This is a genomic window from Sphingomonas sp. Leaf67 (genome assembly GCF_001421965.1).
In the GTDB taxonomy this organism is placed as follows: domain Bacteria; phylum Pseudomonadota; class Alphaproteobacteria; order Sphingomonadales; family Sphingomonadaceae; genus Sphingomonas.
Genome location: NZ_LMLP01000019.1, coordinates 260,125 through 276,603, shown reverse-complemented (window position 1 = coordinate 276,603; position 16,479 = coordinate 260,125). Strand labels below are relative to the sequence as shown.

18 protein-coding genes are annotated in these 16,479 nt (G+C 65.7%); 3 read left to right on the top strand and 15 right to left on the bottom strand.

Features of this window, described 5'->3' with window-relative positions; translation table 11 throughout:
* Positions 1–18: 18 nt before the first annotated feature.
* The 9 genes from lptG to ASE90_RS10710 form a co-directional block, all read right to left on the bottom strand.
* Positions 19–1,110: an LPS export ABC transporter permease LptG gene (gene lptG, locus ASE90_RS10750; protein WP_055999945.1), complete on the bottom strand. Its 1,092-nt coding sequence runs from the start codon at positions 1,108–1,110 to the stop codon at positions 19–21.
* Positions 1,110–2,303 (bottom strand): LPS export ABC transporter permease LptF, encoded by a 1,194-nt coding sequence (lptF, locus tag ASE90_RS10745; RefSeq protein WP_200910863.1) that lies wholly within the window; start codon positions 2,301–2,303, stop codon positions 1,110–1,112. The genes lptG and lptF overlap by 1 nt, the downstream gene beginning before the upstream one ends.
* 69 nt (positions 2,304–2,372) lie before the next feature.
* Positions 2,373–3,632: a serine palmitoyltransferase gene (gene spt, locus ASE90_RS10740; RefSeq protein WP_082449724.1), complete on the bottom strand. Its 1,260-nt coding sequence runs from the start codon at positions 3,630–3,632 to the stop codon at positions 2,373–2,375.
* Between the two features lie 31 nt (positions 3,633–3,663).
* Complete coding sequence (locus tag ASE90_RS10735) at positions 3,664–3,909, bottom strand: acyl carrier protein (protein WP_055999942.1); 246 nt, start codon at positions 3,907–3,909, stop codon at positions 3,664–3,666.
* A 33-nt stretch (positions 3,910–3,942) separates the two neighbouring features.
* Positions 3,943–4,833: an SDR family oxidoreductase gene (locus tag ASE90_RS10730; RefSeq protein ID WP_056000220.1), complete on the bottom strand. Its 891-nt coding sequence runs from the start codon at positions 4,831–4,833 to the stop codon at positions 3,943–3,945.
* 5 nt (positions 4,834–4,838) lie between these two features.
* Positions 4,839–6,080 carry a glutamate 5-kinase gene (gene proB, locus ASE90_RS10725; protein ID WP_082449723.1) on the bottom strand — a complete coding sequence of 414 codons (1,242 nt, stop codon included), beginning with the start codon at positions 6,078–6,080 and terminating at the stop codon, positions 4,839–4,841.
* Positions 6,065–7,111, bottom strand: coding sequence for a GTPase ObgE (obgE, locus tag ASE90_RS10720; protein ID WP_055999940.1), 1,047 nt, complete (start codon positions 7,109–7,111; stop codon positions 6,065–6,067). Before obgE ends, proB begins: the two co-directional genes overlap by 16 nt.
* Before the next feature lie 39 nt (positions 7,112–7,150).
* The gene (locus ASE90_RS10715; RefSeq protein ID WP_056000214.1) at positions 7,151–7,639 is read right to left on the bottom strand and encodes a GNAT family N-acetyltransferase; all 489 of its coding nucleotides are present in this window, start codon (positions 7,637–7,639) and stop codon (positions 7,151–7,153) included.
* On the bottom strand, positions 7,639–8,220 hold the full coding sequence (locus ASE90_RS10710; RefSeq protein WP_055999937.1) for a TetR/AcrR family transcriptional regulator: 582 nt from the start codon (positions 8,218–8,220) through the stop codon (positions 7,639–7,641). Before ASE90_RS10710 ends, ASE90_RS10715 begins: the two co-directional genes overlap by 1 nt.
* 47 nt (positions 8,221–8,267) lie before the next feature.
* Between ASE90_RS10710 and ASE90_RS10705 the strand changes: the two genes are divergently transcribed.
* Together ASE90_RS10705 and ASE90_RS10700 are read left to right on the top strand one after the other, a co-directional pair.
* The gene (locus ASE90_RS10705) at positions 8,268–9,116 is read left to right on the top strand and encodes a metal-dependent hydrolase (RefSeq protein ID WP_055999934.1); all 849 of its coding nucleotides are present in this window, start codon (positions 8,268–8,270) and stop codon (positions 9,114–9,116) included.
* 39 nt (positions 9,117–9,155) lie between these two features.
* Positions 9,156–9,353, top strand: a complete 198-nt coding sequence (locus tag ASE90_RS10700; RefSeq protein ID WP_055999932.1) for a hypothetical protein — start codon at positions 9,156–9,158, stop codon at positions 9,351–9,353.
* Between the two features lie 202 nt (positions 9,354–9,555).
* Here the strand turns inward: ASE90_RS10700 and ASE90_RS10695 are convergent, their stop codons facing one another.
* From ASE90_RS10695 to rplU, 3 genes are all read right to left on the bottom strand, one after another.
* Positions 9,556–10,098 (bottom strand): GNAT family N-acetyltransferase, encoded by a 543-nt coding sequence (locus ASE90_RS10695; RefSeq protein ID WP_200910862.1) that lies wholly within the window; start codon positions 10,096–10,098, stop codon positions 9,556–9,558.
* Positions 10,099–10,254: 156 nt separating this feature from the next.
* Positions 10,255–10,524: a 50S ribosomal protein L27 gene (gene rpmA, locus ASE90_RS10690; protein WP_055999929.1), complete on the bottom strand. Its 270-nt coding sequence runs from the start codon at positions 10,522–10,524 to the stop codon at positions 10,255–10,257.
* A gap of 22 nt (positions 10,525–10,546) precedes the next feature.
* Entirely contained in the window at positions 10,547–10,873 is a 327-nt protein-coding gene (gene rplU / locus ASE90_RS10685) for a 50S ribosomal protein L21 (protein WP_055999926.1), read from the bottom strand.
* Between the two features lie 298 nt (positions 10,874–11,171).
* On the opposite strand from rplU, the gene ASE90_RS10680 reads away from it, so the two are divergent.
* The gene (locus ASE90_RS10680; protein ID WP_200910861.1) at positions 11,172–13,703 is read left to right on the top strand and encodes a TonB-dependent receptor plug domain-containing protein; all 2,532 of its coding nucleotides are present in this window, start codon (positions 11,172–11,174) and stop codon (positions 13,701–13,703) included.
* A gap of 36 nt (positions 13,704–13,739) precedes the next feature.
* Here ASE90_RS10680 and ASE90_RS10675 read toward each other — a convergent pair whose 3' ends face one another.
* The 3 genes from ASE90_RS10675 to ASE90_RS10665 are packed head-to-tail and all read right to left on the bottom strand — an operon-like array spanning position 13,740 to position 16,436.
* Positions 13,740–14,189: a cupin domain-containing protein gene (locus tag ASE90_RS10675; protein ID WP_082449721.1), complete on the bottom strand. Its 450-nt coding sequence runs from the start codon at positions 14,187–14,189 to the stop codon at positions 13,740–13,742.
* Positions 14,186–15,289, bottom strand: coding sequence for a Gfo/Idh/MocA family protein (locus tag ASE90_RS10670; protein ID WP_055999920.1), 1,104 nt, complete (start codon positions 15,287–15,289; stop codon positions 14,186–14,188). The genes ASE90_RS10675 and ASE90_RS10670 overlap by 4 nt, the downstream gene beginning before the upstream one ends.
* A gap of 58 nt (positions 15,290–15,347) precedes the next feature.
* The gene (locus tag ASE90_RS10665; RefSeq protein WP_055999917.1) at positions 15,348–16,436 is read right to left on the bottom strand and encodes an AI-2E family transporter; all 1,089 of its coding nucleotides are present in this window, start codon (positions 16,434–16,436) and stop codon (positions 15,348–15,350) included.
* Between the last annotated feature and the right edge of the window lie 43 nt (positions 16,437–16,479).

Sequence of the window (16,479 nt, the reverse complement as noted above, 5' to 3'; positions counted from 1 at the left end):
AAGTACGACGATCCTGCGTCATTCCTCGGTTCGTATCAGCACCGCCTCACCGATCAGGAAGAACAGCAGAAACGGTGCCCATGCGGCAAGGAACGGCGGATAGGCGCCAAGGTTGCCCATCGCCAACGCAAAATTGTCAGCCACGAAATAGGTAAAGCCGAGCGCCATGCCAATGACTGCGCGCACGAACAATTTTCCCGAACGCGCGACGCCGAACGCGGCGACCGCGGCGAGCAACGGCATCAGCACCGCCGATAACGGCCCGGACAGCTTGTGCCACAGCGCGCCTTCGAGCGCCTTGGTCGGGCGGCCGGCCTCGACCAGATCGTCGATCGCGCGCGATAACTGGGTGAAGGACAAGCCGTCGGGGTCGACATTCTGGAGCGTGAACTGGTCCGGGCGCACGCCACCGGCGATCCGCAACGTGCCCAGCCGTTCGCGTATTCCGGTCACGACCGTGAAGCGTTCCGCATTCTCGATCCGCCACGCGCCGTTTTCGCGCCAGCCGCTGCTGGCGGTGACCAGTTCGCGCAGCGACGAGCCTTCGCGGTTATAGACGGTGATCCCGCGCAGGCGGGTCTGTTCGCCGCGCCCGGTCACGCGCGCCACCTGGATCAAATTATTGCCGTCCCGAACCCAGACGTTGGTGCGGTCGCCGCGATCGACCGGCATCGGTCCGTAATCGACATCGTCCCACACGGTCAGCGTTGCCGTCGCCCGGGCCACCACCCGTTCGTTAAATACGAACGACAGCGCGGCGACGCCGAAGCTGGCGACGATCAGCGGGGCAAGGACCTGATGCGCCGACAGGCCCGCCGCTTTCAGGCTGATGATCTCGCTATTCTGGTTTAGCTGGGTCAGCGTCAGGATCGTACCGAGCAGGACCGAAAAGGGCAGGAACCGCGCAACGATCTGCGGTGCGCGTAGCGAAACGTAGCGAAGGATCTCGGCCTGTCCGTTACCCGGCTGGGCAAGGATCTTGCCACTCTCCGAAAGCAGGTCGAGCGCCTGCAGCACCAGCACCAGCGCAAACAGGATCGCAAAGGTGCGGATCAGGAACAGCCGCGCCATATAGATCGCGACGGTGGTCGAGGGAAAGATAGCGCGCATCAGGCGACGGCCTTGCGCCGGCCGGGCAGGTAGCGGCCGATGAACTTGCCGATCTTGGCGGCACCCCGTTCCAGACCGCCGATCGGTTCACCGCCCGGTACGCGCGCGATCACCCAGTACAGGCGGAACACCAGTGCCGCAAACAGCAGGAACGGCACCCACAGCGCGATGATCGGATCGATCCGGCCGAGCCCGCCGACCGCTTCGCCATATTCGTTGATCTTGTGATAGGTCACGATCATCACGATCGACAGGAACACGCCAAGCGCGGATGACGACCTTTTGGGCGGTACGCCCAGCGCCAGCGCCAGCATCGGCAGCAGGAACATCGTCGCGACCTCCGCCAGCCGGAAGTGGAAATTGGCGCGCGCGGCGTCGCGATCCTCCTCGCTGACCTTCGGATCATGGCCGGTGATGGCAAGCTGCGGCAGCGTCTGTTCGAGGTCGCGACCGCCACGTGGACGGAAGTTACCGAACTTGGGCAAATCGATCGGCAGGTCGTGCGCGGTGAAGGTCAGCGTGCGGGGGACGCGGAAGTCGGGGGCGTTGTGGATCAGCGTGCCGTTGGTCAGGCGAAAGATGATCGTGTTGGGATCGTCGGTGCGCAGGAACTGGCCCCGTTCGGCGGTCACGCCAAGCCATTGGCCGTCGGGGCGGCTGGCCTGCACGAAGATGCCGCGCAGATCGGCACCGGAGTCGCGGCTTTCCTCGATACGCAGTGTCATCCGCTCGCCAAGTTTGGTGAATTCGCCGACCTTGATCGACGCACCGAGCGCGCCCGTGCGCAGTTCGAAGCGCAGCGCTTCGTAATTATAGCGCGCCAGCGGCTGGACATAGCCGACAATGGCGAGGTTCGCCGCCGCCAATATCGTGGCGTAGATAAAGGGGACGCGGAGCAGCCGCCAATAGCTCATGCCCACGCCGAGCATCACATCCAGTTCGGACGACGTGGCCAGTTTGCGAAAGGCGAGCAGGATGCCCAGCATCAACCCGATCGGGATGCCGAGCCCCAGATATTCGGGCAGCAGGTTCGCCAGCATCCGCCACACGACGCTGACCGGGCCGCCCTCCGCCGCAACGAAATCGAACAGCCGCAACATCCGGTCGAGGACGAGCAGCATCGCCGAAATCAGCAGCGTGGAGAATAGCGGCACCGCGATCAGCCGGGCCATGTAGCGATCGATCGATGGCATGGGGTCAGGCTATAGCGAAGGTGCGGAGGGAAGCTAGCCCCCACAAATCCTCCCCGTACCTTGGAGGATTTAGAGCGCCCCGACCGCCTTACCGGCTGCCTCGAACATCCCCAGAATCGTCTCGACCTGCTCGGCGCTATGTTCGGCACACAGCGAGCAACGTAGCAGGAACGTACCCGCCGGCGTCGCGGGCGGGCGGGCCATGTTGACGTACAGCCCGCCGTCGAGCAGCGCCTGCCACATCGCCACCGCTTGGCGTTGATCCTCAAGGATCACCGCGATGATCGCCGATTGCGGCGTATCGGTGCCGAGCTTGAAGCCGAGATCCTTGAGGCCGCCATGCAGCCGCTTCGAATTGCGCCACAGATGCGCGCGCTTGTCGCCGGCATGCATCAGCTTGCGGATCGACGTGGCGGCGGTCGCGACGACCGAGGGCGGCAGCGACGCGGTGAACACATAGGGGCGGCACACCAGCCGCATCACGTCGAACTTGGGATGGTTCGACACGCAGAAACCGCCGACGGTACCGACCGATTTCGAAAAAGTGCCGACGACGAAATCGACGTCCTTCTCGACGCCCTGTTCCTCATACACGCCGCGCCCGTTGGGGCCAAAAAAGCCCATGCCGTGCGCTTCGTCGACCAGCACCATGCATCCGTGCTTCTTCGCGACCGCCACCATTTCAGGCAGCGGCGCGATATCGCCGAGCATGGAATACACCCCTTCCAGCACGACCAGCTTGCCCGGTTCCCTGGGCAATCGACCCAGCCGCCGGTCGAGATCCTCGACCGAATTGTGGCGGAACCGCACGATTTCCGCATTGCCGAGCGAGCAGCCGTCATAGATCGACGCATGGCTGTCGGCGTCGAGGATGATATATTCGCCCTTGCCGGCCAGCGTCGAGATGATGCCCAGATTGGCCTGATAGCCGGTCGAAAAGACCATGGCGTGGTCGGTGCCATAGAATTCGCGCAGCGCCGCTTCGCAATCCTTGTGTGGGTCGTAGGTGCCGTTCAACACCCGGCTGCCGGTCGTGCCCGATCCGAAATCGTCGAACGCCTTCTTGCCCGCCGCGATCACGTCGGGGTCGAAGGTCATGCCCATGTAATTATAGGTACCGAGCAGGATCGTGTCCTTGCCGCGGATCACCGCCTGGGTCGGCGACGTCACCTTGTCCATCACGATCGCGAACGGATCGCGCACCCCGGTGGCAAGCAGCGCCTCGCGTTCGGCGATCAGCGGATCGAACTTGCTCATCAGGTCGCGTTCGGGTGCCACCGTTTCGGGCGACTCGGACGGGGCGTGGGCGGTGGCGGCGGCTTCGGTCATCGGTTCGGTCTTTCGGGGCCGGGCGGGGCGATCAGGCGGTCTTGAGCTTTTCGACGGCATCGGCCAGCTGGCCGACGGTTTCGATATCGGCCTGCATGTTCATCGTGATGACGATGTCGAATTCGTCCTCCACCGCCGCAACGAAGTCCATCACGGTCAGGCTGTCCCATTCGAGATCGCCGGCAAAGGTCGTCGCCTCGGTCAGCGCGACGCCCTTCTTGTTGAACGGGTCGATCAGGCCGGTGATGGCGGCAAGGGTGGCAGCACGGTCGCTCATGCGGGTCTTTCCAAAATACGGGTCTGGCCGGGGCTATAGCAGACCGTGCGCGCGATACCATGCCGCGGTGTCGGCAAGCCCGCGAGCCGTCGCGATGCGCGGTTCCCACAGGGAGGCGGGGGGACGCCGTGCGGGGTCGGCGGTCCAGTCGGGATGCACCAGATAGCGCGCCCGATCCTCGGTCAGCTTGGCTGCCGATCCGCGCAAGGTCTGGTCGAGCCTGGCGCCCAGTCGCAACAGCCCGGCCGGCAGATGCATCGGCAGCACCCGTTGACCGACGGCGTCGCCGATCATCCGGGCAAGCTCGGCATGGCTCATCGGATTGCCGTCATCGACCTCCAGAATCGCACGCGGACCATCGGTGTCGGCCAGCGCCAGCAGCAACCGAGCGAGGTCGTCGACCGCGACCAGCGCGACCCGACCCTGCGGGGGCAGCAGCGCCAGCCCCTTCTGCGCCATGCGGAACATGTCCCGCATCTCCATATCGCCCGGCCCGTACACCCCGGTCGGCCGCACGATCGTCCAGTCGCGATCGCTGGCCGCGATCAGGTCCTCGCCAGCCCGTTTCGATGCGCCGTAGGTCGAAAGCTGCGGTTCGCGTGCCGACAGCGAGGAGACGTGGACGAACCGCCGGACATCGCCCGCCTGCGCCGCATCCAGCATCGCCCGCGCGCCCGCGACATTGCCGGCGGTGAAGCCGGCCACATCGGGCGCGCTCACCACGCCGGCGACATGGACGACGACATCGGCCTGCGCGACCAGTTCGGTCAGGCTGGCGGGCTTGTCGAGCGCGCCGCGTACCCAGCTGACGTTCGGCTCGGCAGGCTGGGCCCGGCGGGTCAGCGCGCGGACGTGCCAGCCCTGGCCGATGGCCTGCGCGATCACGCGACGCCCGACGAAACCGGTCCCGCCGGTCAGCGCCATCGTCTTCACAGCAGGGCCATATGGTTGCGATGGACCAGCGCCGATCGCGGGGCATAGCCGAGCAGATCGGTCAGTTCGTCGCTGCGTCGGCCGACGATGCGGACGACTTCGCTGGCGTCATATTCGACCAGCCCGCGCGCGATGGTGCGGTCGTCGGCGTCGACGATGCGGATCAGGTCGCCTCGGACGAAATCACCCTCGACACCGACCGCGCCGGCCGCCAGCAGGCTGCGCCCGGTCGCAAGCGCCCGGGCCGCGCCGGCATCGATTCGGATCGCCCCGCGATCGGTCAGCCCGCCCGACAACCATGCCTTGCGCGCCGGCGCATTGCCGGCGGTGGCGAAGATCGTACCGTGGCCCGTCTCTCCGAACGTGGCCAGCGGATGGTCGATCCGGCCGCTGGCGATGGCGAGGTTCGCCCCGGCGGCGGTCGCGATGCGTGCCGCCTCCACCTTCGACACCATCCCGCCCGATCCCATGCCCGATGACGATTTACCGTCGGCCATGCCCATGATCGCCGCATCGATCTGCGCGACGTGCGGGACCAGCCTGGCGTCCGGATTGCTGTGCGGGTTCGAATCATACAGGCCGTCGATGTCGGACAGCAGCACGACGCCGTTCGCGCGCGCCGCCGCGCCGACGCGCGCCGCCAGCCGGTCATTGTCGCCGAACCGGATTTCCTCTGTCGCGACGCTGTCATTTTCATTGACGACCGGCACCACGCCCAGCGTCAGCAACCGCCCGAGCGTCGCCGAGACGTTCAGATAGCGGCGGCGATCCTCCAGATCGTCGAGCGTCACCAGCAATTGCGCCGCCGTCAGCCCATGGCTGGCGAGCAGCTCGGCCCAGATGCTCGACAGTGCGATCTGCCCGGTCGCGGCGGCCGCCTGCGCGTCCTCCAGACTGGCGCGACCGCCCTTGGGCAGCCCCAGCCGCCGCGCGCCAAGGGCGATCGCGCCCGACGACACGATCACGACCTGCTGTCCGGCCGCGACCCGCGCGGCGATATCCGCCACCAACGATGCCAGCCAGTCCCGCCGCGGCTGTCCGTCCGACGCAACCAGCAACGCCGACCCGACCTTCACGATCAGGCGGGGGCAATTCTGCGGAGAGAATACATCCTCCCCGGCACGCCGACGGGGACCAGCCGCAGGCTGGTGGAGGGGAATGTCCTGTTCCGCACCGGCTGCGGTACGCGGCACCCCCGCCGCCCCATCGACCGGGGAGGGACCTAGATCGGCGACCATTCGGCCGGTTCCTCATCGTCGCCCGTATCCTGCGCGTGCATCTCGCTCGGCCCGATCGCCTCGATCAGCCGGTCGAGCACGGCCTCCAGCCCCTGTCCGGTCGCGCCCGACAGCGGTAGCACCTTGGCACCGCTTTCGGCTTCCAGTTCGGCGATCAGCGCCGCCGTCAGTTCCTCGTCGAGCAGATCGGCCTTGTTCAGCGCGATCACCTCGGGCTTGTCGGCAAGGTCCGCGCCGTAATTTTCCAGTTCGCCGCGCACGATCCGGTACGCCGCGACCGGATCGTCGACATGGCTGTCGATCAGGTGCAGCAGCACCCGGCACCGCTCGATATGCCCCAGGAACCGGTCGCCGATCCCGGCACCTTCCGCAGCCCCTTCGATCAGGCCGGGGATGTCGGCGATCACGAACTCGCGCTGCTTGTGGCTGACCACGCCCAGCTGCGGCCGGGTGGTGGTGAACGCATAGTCGCCGACCTTCGCGTTCGCGTTGGTCACCGCGTTGATGAAGGTCGATTTGCCGGCATTGGGCAGCCCGACCAGCCCGGCATCGGCGAGCAGCTTCAGCCGCAGCCAGACCCACGCCTCGTCGCCCGGCCAGCCGGTGCCGTGCTGGCGCGGCGCGCGGTTGGTCGACGTCTTGTAGCTGGCATTGCCGCGCCCGCCGTCACCGCCGCGCAGGAACACCTCGCGCTGGCCGGCGCGGGTGAAGTCGGCGAGGACGGTTTCCTTGTCCTCTGCCAGCACCTGCGTACCGATGGGAACCCGGATGACCAGATCGCGCCCGCCTGGACCGGTCCGGTTCGAACCCGATCCGCCCGATCCGCGCGGTGCGCGGAAATGCTGGGTATAGCGGAAGTCGATCAACGTGTTCAGCCCGGGGACCGCTTCGAAAATGATGTCGCCGCCCTTGCCGCCATTGCCGCCGTCGGGGCCGCCATATTCCATGAATTTTTCACGGCGAAAACTGACGGCGCCGGGGCCGCCCCCGCCCGACCGGACGAAGATCTTGGCTTGATCGAGAAAATGCATGTCGTCCGCTTAGTCGGACTCGCTGCAAGGGGGAAGGGGCTATGGTCGAAGTCGCCGGTACAGCACCAGCGCATCGACCTCGCCCAGGGTCGGATGCTCGAACGCGCCGGGCAGGCACCCGACCTGTTCGAAGCCCAGCGACCGCCACAGCCGAACCGCACGGACGTTGCTCGCGACCACGAAGTTGAACTGCATTGCCCGAAACCCGGCCGCCTGCGCATATTCCAGCGAATGGACCGCCATCGCGCGCGCAATGCCGCGCCCGGTCGCTCCGGCGTGGGTCGCATAGCCGCAATTGGCAACATGCCGCCCGCCGCCGGCATGGTTCGCCCGACAATAATAGCTGCCAAGCACCTCGCCATCGACCTCGGCGACGAACACGCTGTTGCCCGGCGCGTGCCAGTAGGCGAGTATCTGTTCCGACGTCCTGTCGCGGTCGAGGGCATAGGTCTCCCCCGCCCGGACGATGGGCACGAGGATGTCCGCGATCGCCGCCGCGTCGCTCGCCGTTGCCGGGCGGACCGGTATCAACTGCCTGCCCGCACCGCCATCAGGCTGCGCACCGCCAGGTCGCGCGCCTTGTCGCGCGGCAATCGCAACGCCTTGGCCATCGCCCCGCCCAGCAAGGCATCGCCCAGCGCCATCAGCACCAGTTGCAGCGTCTCCTCCGCCAGCGGCATGCCGCTCAGCGCCTGTTCGCTGCCCAGCCGGTCGACCAGCGCGTGGATCGCATCGAGGATCGGGTCGAGCGCGTCGTCATTGCCCGACAGGATCATCCAGCTCGCCAGCGCGCCGGCACCCTCCCGGTCGAATGCGTCGAAGGTCAGGTCGACCACCTCGCGCGGATCATGATCGCCGTCCCGTGCGCGAAGCACTGCCGCGCCGATCGTCGCGGTGATCGTCGTCGCCATCCGCTCCGCCAGCGCCTTTTGCAGCCCCGATGCCGAACCGAAATGGTGAAGCAGGTTCGCGTGCGTCCGTCCGATCCGCGTTGCGACCGCCTTCAGCGTCACCGCCAGCGGCCCGGCCTCGATCAACAGGTCACGGGCGGCATCGAGCGCCGCGTCGCGCGACGCCTCGGGCGACAGGCGACGACGCGCTATTGACATATCTGTAAGTAGTCAGCATCTGGCATGGCATCAGTTGGAGCAGAACCGTGGCGAAAGCAAAGACTCCCGATGATCTGACCATCACTCCGCGCGACCTGCGCTTCGGGCGCGAGGCCGGGTATCGCCGGTGGTGGCTGAACGACGATCCGATCGCCACCGCCTTCTACAATGCGCTGTCGGTGACCTTTCCGAAGGGGGAGGGGTTCTTCATCGACAGTGTCCGCCAGTATCGCGACGACGTGCCGCCGCGCCTCGCCGCCGAGATCCGCGCTTTCGTGAAGCAGGAAGCGATCCATACCCGCGAGCATCTCGCGTTCAACCGCCACGTCGCCGACCAAGGGTATGACGCGTCGCGGCTGGAGGCACGAGTCGACCATGAACTGGCGATCACCCGCGGCAGGCCGCCGATCGCCAATCTGGCGGCGACGATGTGCCTCGAGCACTTCACCGCGATCCTCGCCCACGAACTGGTCGCCAACCCCGCGCATCTCGCCGGCGGCGATCAGGCTGCCGCCGATCTGTGGCGCTGGCATGCGATTGAGGAGATCGAGCACAAGGGCGTCGCCTATGACACGTGGCTCCACGCCACGCGGCATTGGACCCGATTCAACCGCTGGCGGGTCAAGGCGCTGGTGATGCTGATCGTGACCGTTAAATTCTTTCGCGGACGCTCGGCGGGAATGCTCGATCTGCTGGCGCAGGACGGGTTCCGGGGCGCGGGCTTGAAATGGCGGTTGTTCGCCTATGCCTTTGGTCGACCCGGCATGGCGCGCAAGGTACTCGGCATGTACCTCGCCTTCTTCCTGCCGGGCTTCCATCCGTGGAACCACGACGACCGCGAACTGATCGGATTGGTCGACAGCGAATTCGAAGCGGCCCGGCTGGCGCGCGCCTGACCACTTGCCCCGGCGACACCGCCGGGGCAGGACAGACTGATGCGAACGGTATCGGAAGAAGCGGCGGTCCGCCTCTATCACCTCGACGATGAAGGCGGCGTGGCGACGACCATCCTGTACGGCACGCTCGCTGAAGCGATGGCCGCAGCGGCGCGCGAGCCGGAGGAAATACAGGTTGGTCTGTACCTGCAGACGAGCAATGACGTCGTCGGTTATCTCGACCTGCTCGACGGATGATCGAGGCGGGCAGGATGCCGCGCCCCGACCGACCAATCACTGATAGCCGCCCTCTTCCTCGCGTTCCTCGGCGGCTTCTTCCTGTACCTCTTCCATTTCTTCCTGTTCGGGCGTGTCGGGATCGATCATCGCGGGCGTCCTCTCCTGCGGCAACAGCGCCGTCCGCCCTCAACCAGCCGGACGATGCGAGCGTTCCGCCGGTTCAGGCTGCCAGCCGTCGATCCTGTCGCCGCTCGGCCAGATCGATCGCATAGTCGATCGTCTCGACATCGACGCCGCGTGCGCGCGCATGGATCGAACTACGCGTGCCCGTCGCGACGAAGCCGAGCCGCCGCAGCACCGCGCCCGACGCCGGATTGTCGACATAATGCCCGGCAACGACCCGCCCGATGCCCAGCGTCGCCGCGACGTCGAGCGCGGCACGTCCCGCCTCGACCGCATAGCCGCGTCCCCATGCCGACGGCGTCAGCCAATATCCCATCATGTACGGAACATCGCCGAGCGGACCGATCCCGACCCCGCCGATCAGGTCGCAGCAGCCACCATCATGAGCGAAGATCAGGAAGTTCGGACCGGGATCGCCCTGCCATCCGGCCACGAACGCCTCGGCATCGGCCAGCGTGTACGGCCAAGGCGCACGCGACAGATTGCGCACGACCGCGTCGTGGCCGATCGCGGCGGCAAGCGCGGGGGCGTCCTCGATCCAGCCGGGGCGCAGGGTCAGGCGTTCGGTACGGGCGAACATCGGCGTCTCTCCAATGCGCCGCGCCTCCGCGGGGAAGCGGGCAGGGGCCGGAGAGAGCACTAAAAAAGGGAGCCGGGGTGACCCGCCTCCCTCTTGTTGGCTGGTTCCGTTGCCGGAACCCGGGTCACCCTGGTGGGCGACCCGGTTGGTAGCCCGTTATTCTGCGGCCAGCGCCGGCATCTCGACATACGCAAATTTGCGGCCGAGCTTGCCTTCCTTGAACGCCACGCGGCCATCGACCAGTGCGAACAGGGTATGATCCTTGCCCATGCCGACGTTCACGCCCGGATAGAACTTCGTGCCGCGCTGGCGCACGATGATGTTGCCCGCGACCACTTCCTGGCCACCGAACTTCTTCACGCCAAGGCGACGGCCGGCCGAATCACGACCGTTACGCGACGAACCGCCTGCTTTTTTATGTGCCATGGTTCAAACTCCTCGTATGCGCTCAGGCGGCGGCGGTTTCGTCGGCGCGCTGGTCGCCGATCGCGGTGATCTTCAGAATGGTGTGCTGCTGGCGATGACCGTTCTTGCGACGGTAGTTGTGCCGGCGGCGCTTCTTGAAGACGATGACCTTTTCACCCTTCGCCTGCGCGATGATTTCCGCCGAAACCGTCAGCCCTTCGACCGACTTCAGTTCCGAACCTTCGCCGGCAAGGAGCACGTCGCCGAGCGTCACGTTGCTGCCAGCTTCGCCATCGAGCTTCTCGACGACGATCTTGTCTCCTGCGGCAACGCGATACTGCTTGCCGCCCGTGCGCACGATTGCGAACATGGCCCTTGCTTCTTTCCCAAATACAATATGTCCGCGTGGAGATACCCCACACGGCAAGTGGATCGTGACTAGGCAAGCGATCCGTCCGTGTCAATGCCGAACCGACGATTCGCCTGCGAAACCGATGTTGCGGCGCGGCAACAGCGACGTGACAATCGTATTACGCCATATGGAGTAGGCTTGCGCCAGAAAATTTCCGGGTCGAACTAGGTCGCGTAACAAATAGCCCTAAACGCCGGCTCAGGAGAATATTTTCATGCGTAAAAGGGTTTTTACCGCCTTGTTTTTGTCGACGGCGATGACTATCATGCCGGCCTTCGCGCAGGTTGCCGATGCGCCGCCGCCCGCCGCTGATGTACCCTCCGGCGAAGAGATCGTCGTCGTAGGCACCCGTGCACAGGGCCGCACCGTCGCGGAAAGCCCGGTGCCGGTCGACGTCATTACCGGCGATGCGCTGGTCAATGCGGGCTATACCGAAACCAACAAGCTGCTGAACCAGCTGGTCCCGTCTTTCAACTTCCCGCAACCGTCGATCACCGACGGCACCGACGTGGTCCGTCCGGCGACGCTGCGCGGCCTGTCGCCCGATCAGACGCTGGTGCTGGTCAACGGCAAGCGTCGCCACACCACCTCGCTGCTGAACGCCAACGGGTCGGTCGGGCGCGGATCGTCGGCGGTCGATCTGAACACCATCCCCAGCCTCGCGATCGAACGGATCGACGTGCTGCGCGACGGGGCCTCGTCGCAATATGGTTCGGACGCGATCGCCGGCGTCATCAACGTCCAGCTCAAGCGCCGCGAAGGCGGTCGCGCGACCATGACCTATGGCAAGTATATCTCGCAGATGGAGGGCGTTGCCGAGGTATCGGGAATCGCGCGGCAATCGAACGGTCAGCCGCAGGTTCGCGCCGACGGCACCTATGTGCTCGAAGAGACCGGGCGTGACCGCGAAGTGCGCGACGGGCGCACCGTGACCTTCGCCGCGAACATGGGCCTGCCGATGGGCGAGACCGCCTATCTGAACCTGACCGGCGAATATCGCGACCGCGAACCCACCGACCGCGCCGGCTATGACCCACGCCGCAACTATCCGCTGCTGTCGACCGGCGGCGTCGATCCGCGCGAATTCAGCTACGACCGCGTCAACCACCGCTATGGCGATGCGAAGACCACCGATTTCAACTTCTTCCTGAACGGCGGCGTCGATATCGGTGCGACGTCCGAACTCTATATCTTCGGCAGCTACGGCGTTCGCGACGGCGAAAGCGCCGCCTTCTATCGCCGCGCCTCGGGACGCGATGCCAACGGCAATATCCAGGATCTGCGCAACTGCACCTTCACCGGCACGGTCTGCACGCCCTTCTACGCCGATGGCTTCCTGCCGCTCATCACCAGCCAGATGGAGGATTTCTCCGGCGCGCTGGGCGTGAAGGGGGATGTGGCCGGGTTCAACTATGATCTGTCCTATGTCTATGGCACCAACAGCTTCGATTTCCGGATCGAGAACAGCTATAACGCGTCGTTCGGCCCGCAATCGCAACGGGCGTTCAATGCCGGCGGGACCCGGTTCGGGCAGCAGACCGTAAACCTCGACCTGCAACGTGACATCGCCGTCGGCTTCCTGTCGCAACTCTCGCTGGCGCTGGGCGGCGAATATCGCAACGAGAACTACAAGATCGTCGCCGGTGAACTCCAAAGTTACGCCGCCGGGCCGTTCGCGTTCAGCAATGGTGCCGCTGCTGGGTCGCAGGGGTTCCCCGGCTTCTCGCCGACTACTGCGGTCGACGCGTCGCGCGACAGCTTTGCCGGCTATGTCGAACTCGACGGCAAGGTCAGCGATGCGTTCAATGTCGTCGCCGCAGGCCGGTACGAACATTTCAGCGATTTCGGCGATACGGTGAACGGCAAGCTCGCCGCGCGCTTCGCACCCGTCGAATGGGCGGCCCTGCGCGGGTCGATCTCGACCGGCTTCCGCGCGCCGAGCCTTGCGCAGCAGTTCTTCTCGTCGTTCGCCACGCAGAATATCGGCGGGACGCTGGTGGAGATCGGGACGTTCCGCGTCGGCGACCCGGTCGCCCGCGCGCTCGGTTCGCGCCAGTTGAAGGCCGAAAAGTCGCTCAATATCGGCGGCGGCCTGACCCTGTCGCCGATCCGCGGGCTGACGCTGACCGCCGACTATTACAACATCAAGATCGACGACCGGGTCATCCTGTCCGAAAATCTTCAGGGGGCGGCGGTCGTCGCGGTGCTGCGGGGTGCCGGGATTCAGGACATCACCTCGGCGCGGTTCTTCATCAACGGCATCGACACCCGGACGCAGGGCGTCGAAGTCGTCGGCACCTACCGTGTGCCCGACCTCGGCATCGGCAGCGTCACGCTGACCGCCGGCTACAACTATAACCAGACCGACATCACCGATCGCTCGACGCTGTCGGCGATCCCCGGTGTCACCCTGTTCGGACGGCAGGAATCGCTGCGCCTGACCGACGGACAGCCGCGGTCGAAGGTCAATGCCGGTCTCGACTGGTCGCAGGGCATCTTCGGCGTGACCGCGCGGACCAACCGCTTCGGCAACACCCTGTCGCCGGGCGGAGCGGCCGCGACCGACGTCGAACTGGCCCCCAAGTGGCTGACCGACTTGGAAATCCGCGCGACGCCGGGTCAGTTCGAACTGGCGATCGGCGCGAACAACCTGTTCGACGTCTATCCGACGCGCAACCCGATCCTCGGCGCGACGGCGATCAACAACTACTTCATTCCTTATTCCAGCTTCTCGCCGTTCGGGTTCAACGGGCGGTATCTCTATGCCCGCGCCGGTGTGAAGTTCTGATTGGGTCGGGCGGGCAGGGGCACCGCGCCTGCCCGCTCACTTCGTCGGCAACTTGGTCCCCAACAGGACCAGTCGGTCGCCGGTGATCCCGAACCAGTGGGGCACGCCCGCCGGGATCAGCATCACGTCACCGGGCTTGAGTTGGCGCTCGGTAGCGCCGACGATGTGGTCGCCCTCGATCAGGCCCGTCTGGGTCTGTCGACCGCCGACCATCGTGCCACCCGATCGCAGCGTACCCGCACCGGCGATCACGATCGCATATTCGGCCTGATCGGGATGGACTGCCGGGCGTCCCGGCGCCTTCCAATATTCCAGTGCCGCGACCCGATCGCCATCGCGGACCAGCGGTTTCCAGGCAAAGCCCTGATCGGGCTTCATCGCCTTGCCCATTGCTTCGACCTCGGCGGCGATGATCGCATCGCTCGCGAAACTGGTCGGGTCCGTCGCCTGTGCAGCGAGCAACAGCGCGAACGCGGCAAGCATCATGTCCTTGGTTCCAGCCGGATCGTTCGCCCTTCGCGCGCGGATCGATAGATCGCCTCGATGATCCGCATATCGCGCAACCCTTCCTCCCCCGACACGATCGGTTCGCGGCCGCCGATCGCACATTGCGACAGGTGATCGAGCTGCGCGGCGAACTGGTTCTTGCCAGGCCCCGGCGGCGGGGTCACCTGCCGCTCGCGATCGCCGCCCACCCAGAGCCGCTGCCCGCTATAGCCCGTCGCCGGCTCCATCTCGATCCGGCCCTTCTCGCCCATCAGCAGGATCTGGTTGCGGTTGGCGCTGTACATCGACTGGCAACTGCCGATCGCCCCGGAAGGGAAGTCGAGCGTAAAATCGATCATGTCCTCGACCTCCCGGAAGCGCGGGTCGCGGCGGTCGGTCGATTCGCGCGCCGTTACGGCGATCGGCTCTTCACCAGTCATGTAGCGTACCGCCTGCAACGCATAGATGCCGATATCCATCAGCGACCCGCCGCCCGACAATGCGCGCTTCAGCCGCCATGCCGCGGGGTCGCCGAAATTGAAGCCATGTTCGGACCGCACATAGCGCGTCCGGCCGACTGCGCCGCTGCGGGCCAGCCGCATCGCTTCGCGGTTATGCGGTTCGAAATGGCTGCGATAGCCGATCATCAGCTTGCGGTTCGCCTTGCGCGCGGCGGCGATCATCGCTTCGCATTCGGCGACCGATACCGCCATCGGCTTTTCGCACAGGACATGCTTGCCCGCCTGCGACGCGCGGATTGAGTATTCGGCGTGCATCGCATTGGGCAGGCAGACATAGACGATGTCGATATCCGGGTTGTCGCGGATACGGTCGTAATTCTGGTAGGAATAGATGGCGCTGGCGGGAAGTCCGTATTCGGTCGCCACCCGTTCGGCCTTCGCCCGGTCGCCGCTGACCACGGCGACAAGGCGGCTATGCTCGCAATTCTTGAATTCGGGGATGATCCGCCCCAGCCCATATCCTCCCAGACCGACGATGGCATAGCCAAGCTTGCGGCCTGGCTGACCGAACGACGCGCAACCGGGGGCGATCGACAGGGCGGCGGCGGAAAGGATCAGTTCGCGACGGCCGATTTCCATGGCTTTGCTCTCCGACAACGATCGCCGCAGGATGACCGGACCCGACCGCCGTTACAAGCTATGCCGTTGATTTCTCTTCCTCGGCGTCGGCCTGCGCCGCACGTTGCTCGGTCAGGATACTCCATGCGGTGATGAACAGCGCACCTGCCAGCGGACCGACGACGATCCCGCTCAACCCCAGCAGATCGATACCGCCCAGCGTCGTCACCAGCACCAGCCAGTCGGGAATGCCGGTATCGCGCCCGACCAGCAGCGGCCGCAGGATATTGTCGGCGAGGCCGATCACCAGCACACCCGATGCGATCACGACCACCCCCTGCCAGATGGCACCGGTCGCCAGCAGATAGATCGCGACCGGGGTCCAGATGATCGCCGGTCCGACCGCCGGCAGCAGCGCGGCGATCGCCATCACGAGGCCCCATAGCAAGGCAGCAGGCAAGCCAACGATCCAGAAGGTGATCGCGCCCAGCGCGCCCTGCACCAGAGCGACGACGCCAGACCCCTTGACCGTCGCGCGGACGACGGCGTCGAACTTGTTGGCCAGCCGCCACGCGACGTCGCGCTCCAGCGGCAGCGACCGAACCACCGCCGGTCCGATCCGGTCCCCGTCGCGCAACAGGAAGAAGGTCACGTACAGTCCGACGCCGAATGCCAGCAGGAACGCAGCGGCATTCGCGCCGATCGACAAGGCGCTGCGGGCAAGCACGCTGGCGCTCGCGCCGATCGCCTGCGAAATGCGGGACTGTGCCCGTTCCAAACTGCCGAAGCCGGCATTGTCGATCGCATGCTGGACCCGCAGCGGCAGGGCGCTGTGCACCTGCTCGAAATACGTCGCGAAATTGATCTGGCCGCTGCGCAACTGGGTATAGACGCCCGCCGCTTGATCCATGACCATGCCGGCGATGATGACCGCCGGAATCACGACGGCGACGGTGATGATCAGCAGCGTCAGCGCCGCAACCAGATTGCGCTGCCCCGGCCGCCACAACAACAGGCGCTGGAACAGCGGCTGGAACAGAAGCGCCGCCAGTGCGGCCCACAGCAGCGCGCTGGCAAAACTCGATACGACCATCGTCAATCCGATGGTCACCAGCGCAAGGAACATGACGAACCCACCGGATTCCACGCGCTGTTGAACAATTGCCATGCTGTACTGCCTTACTGATTACGGCCGGCGATTGTGCCGGAAT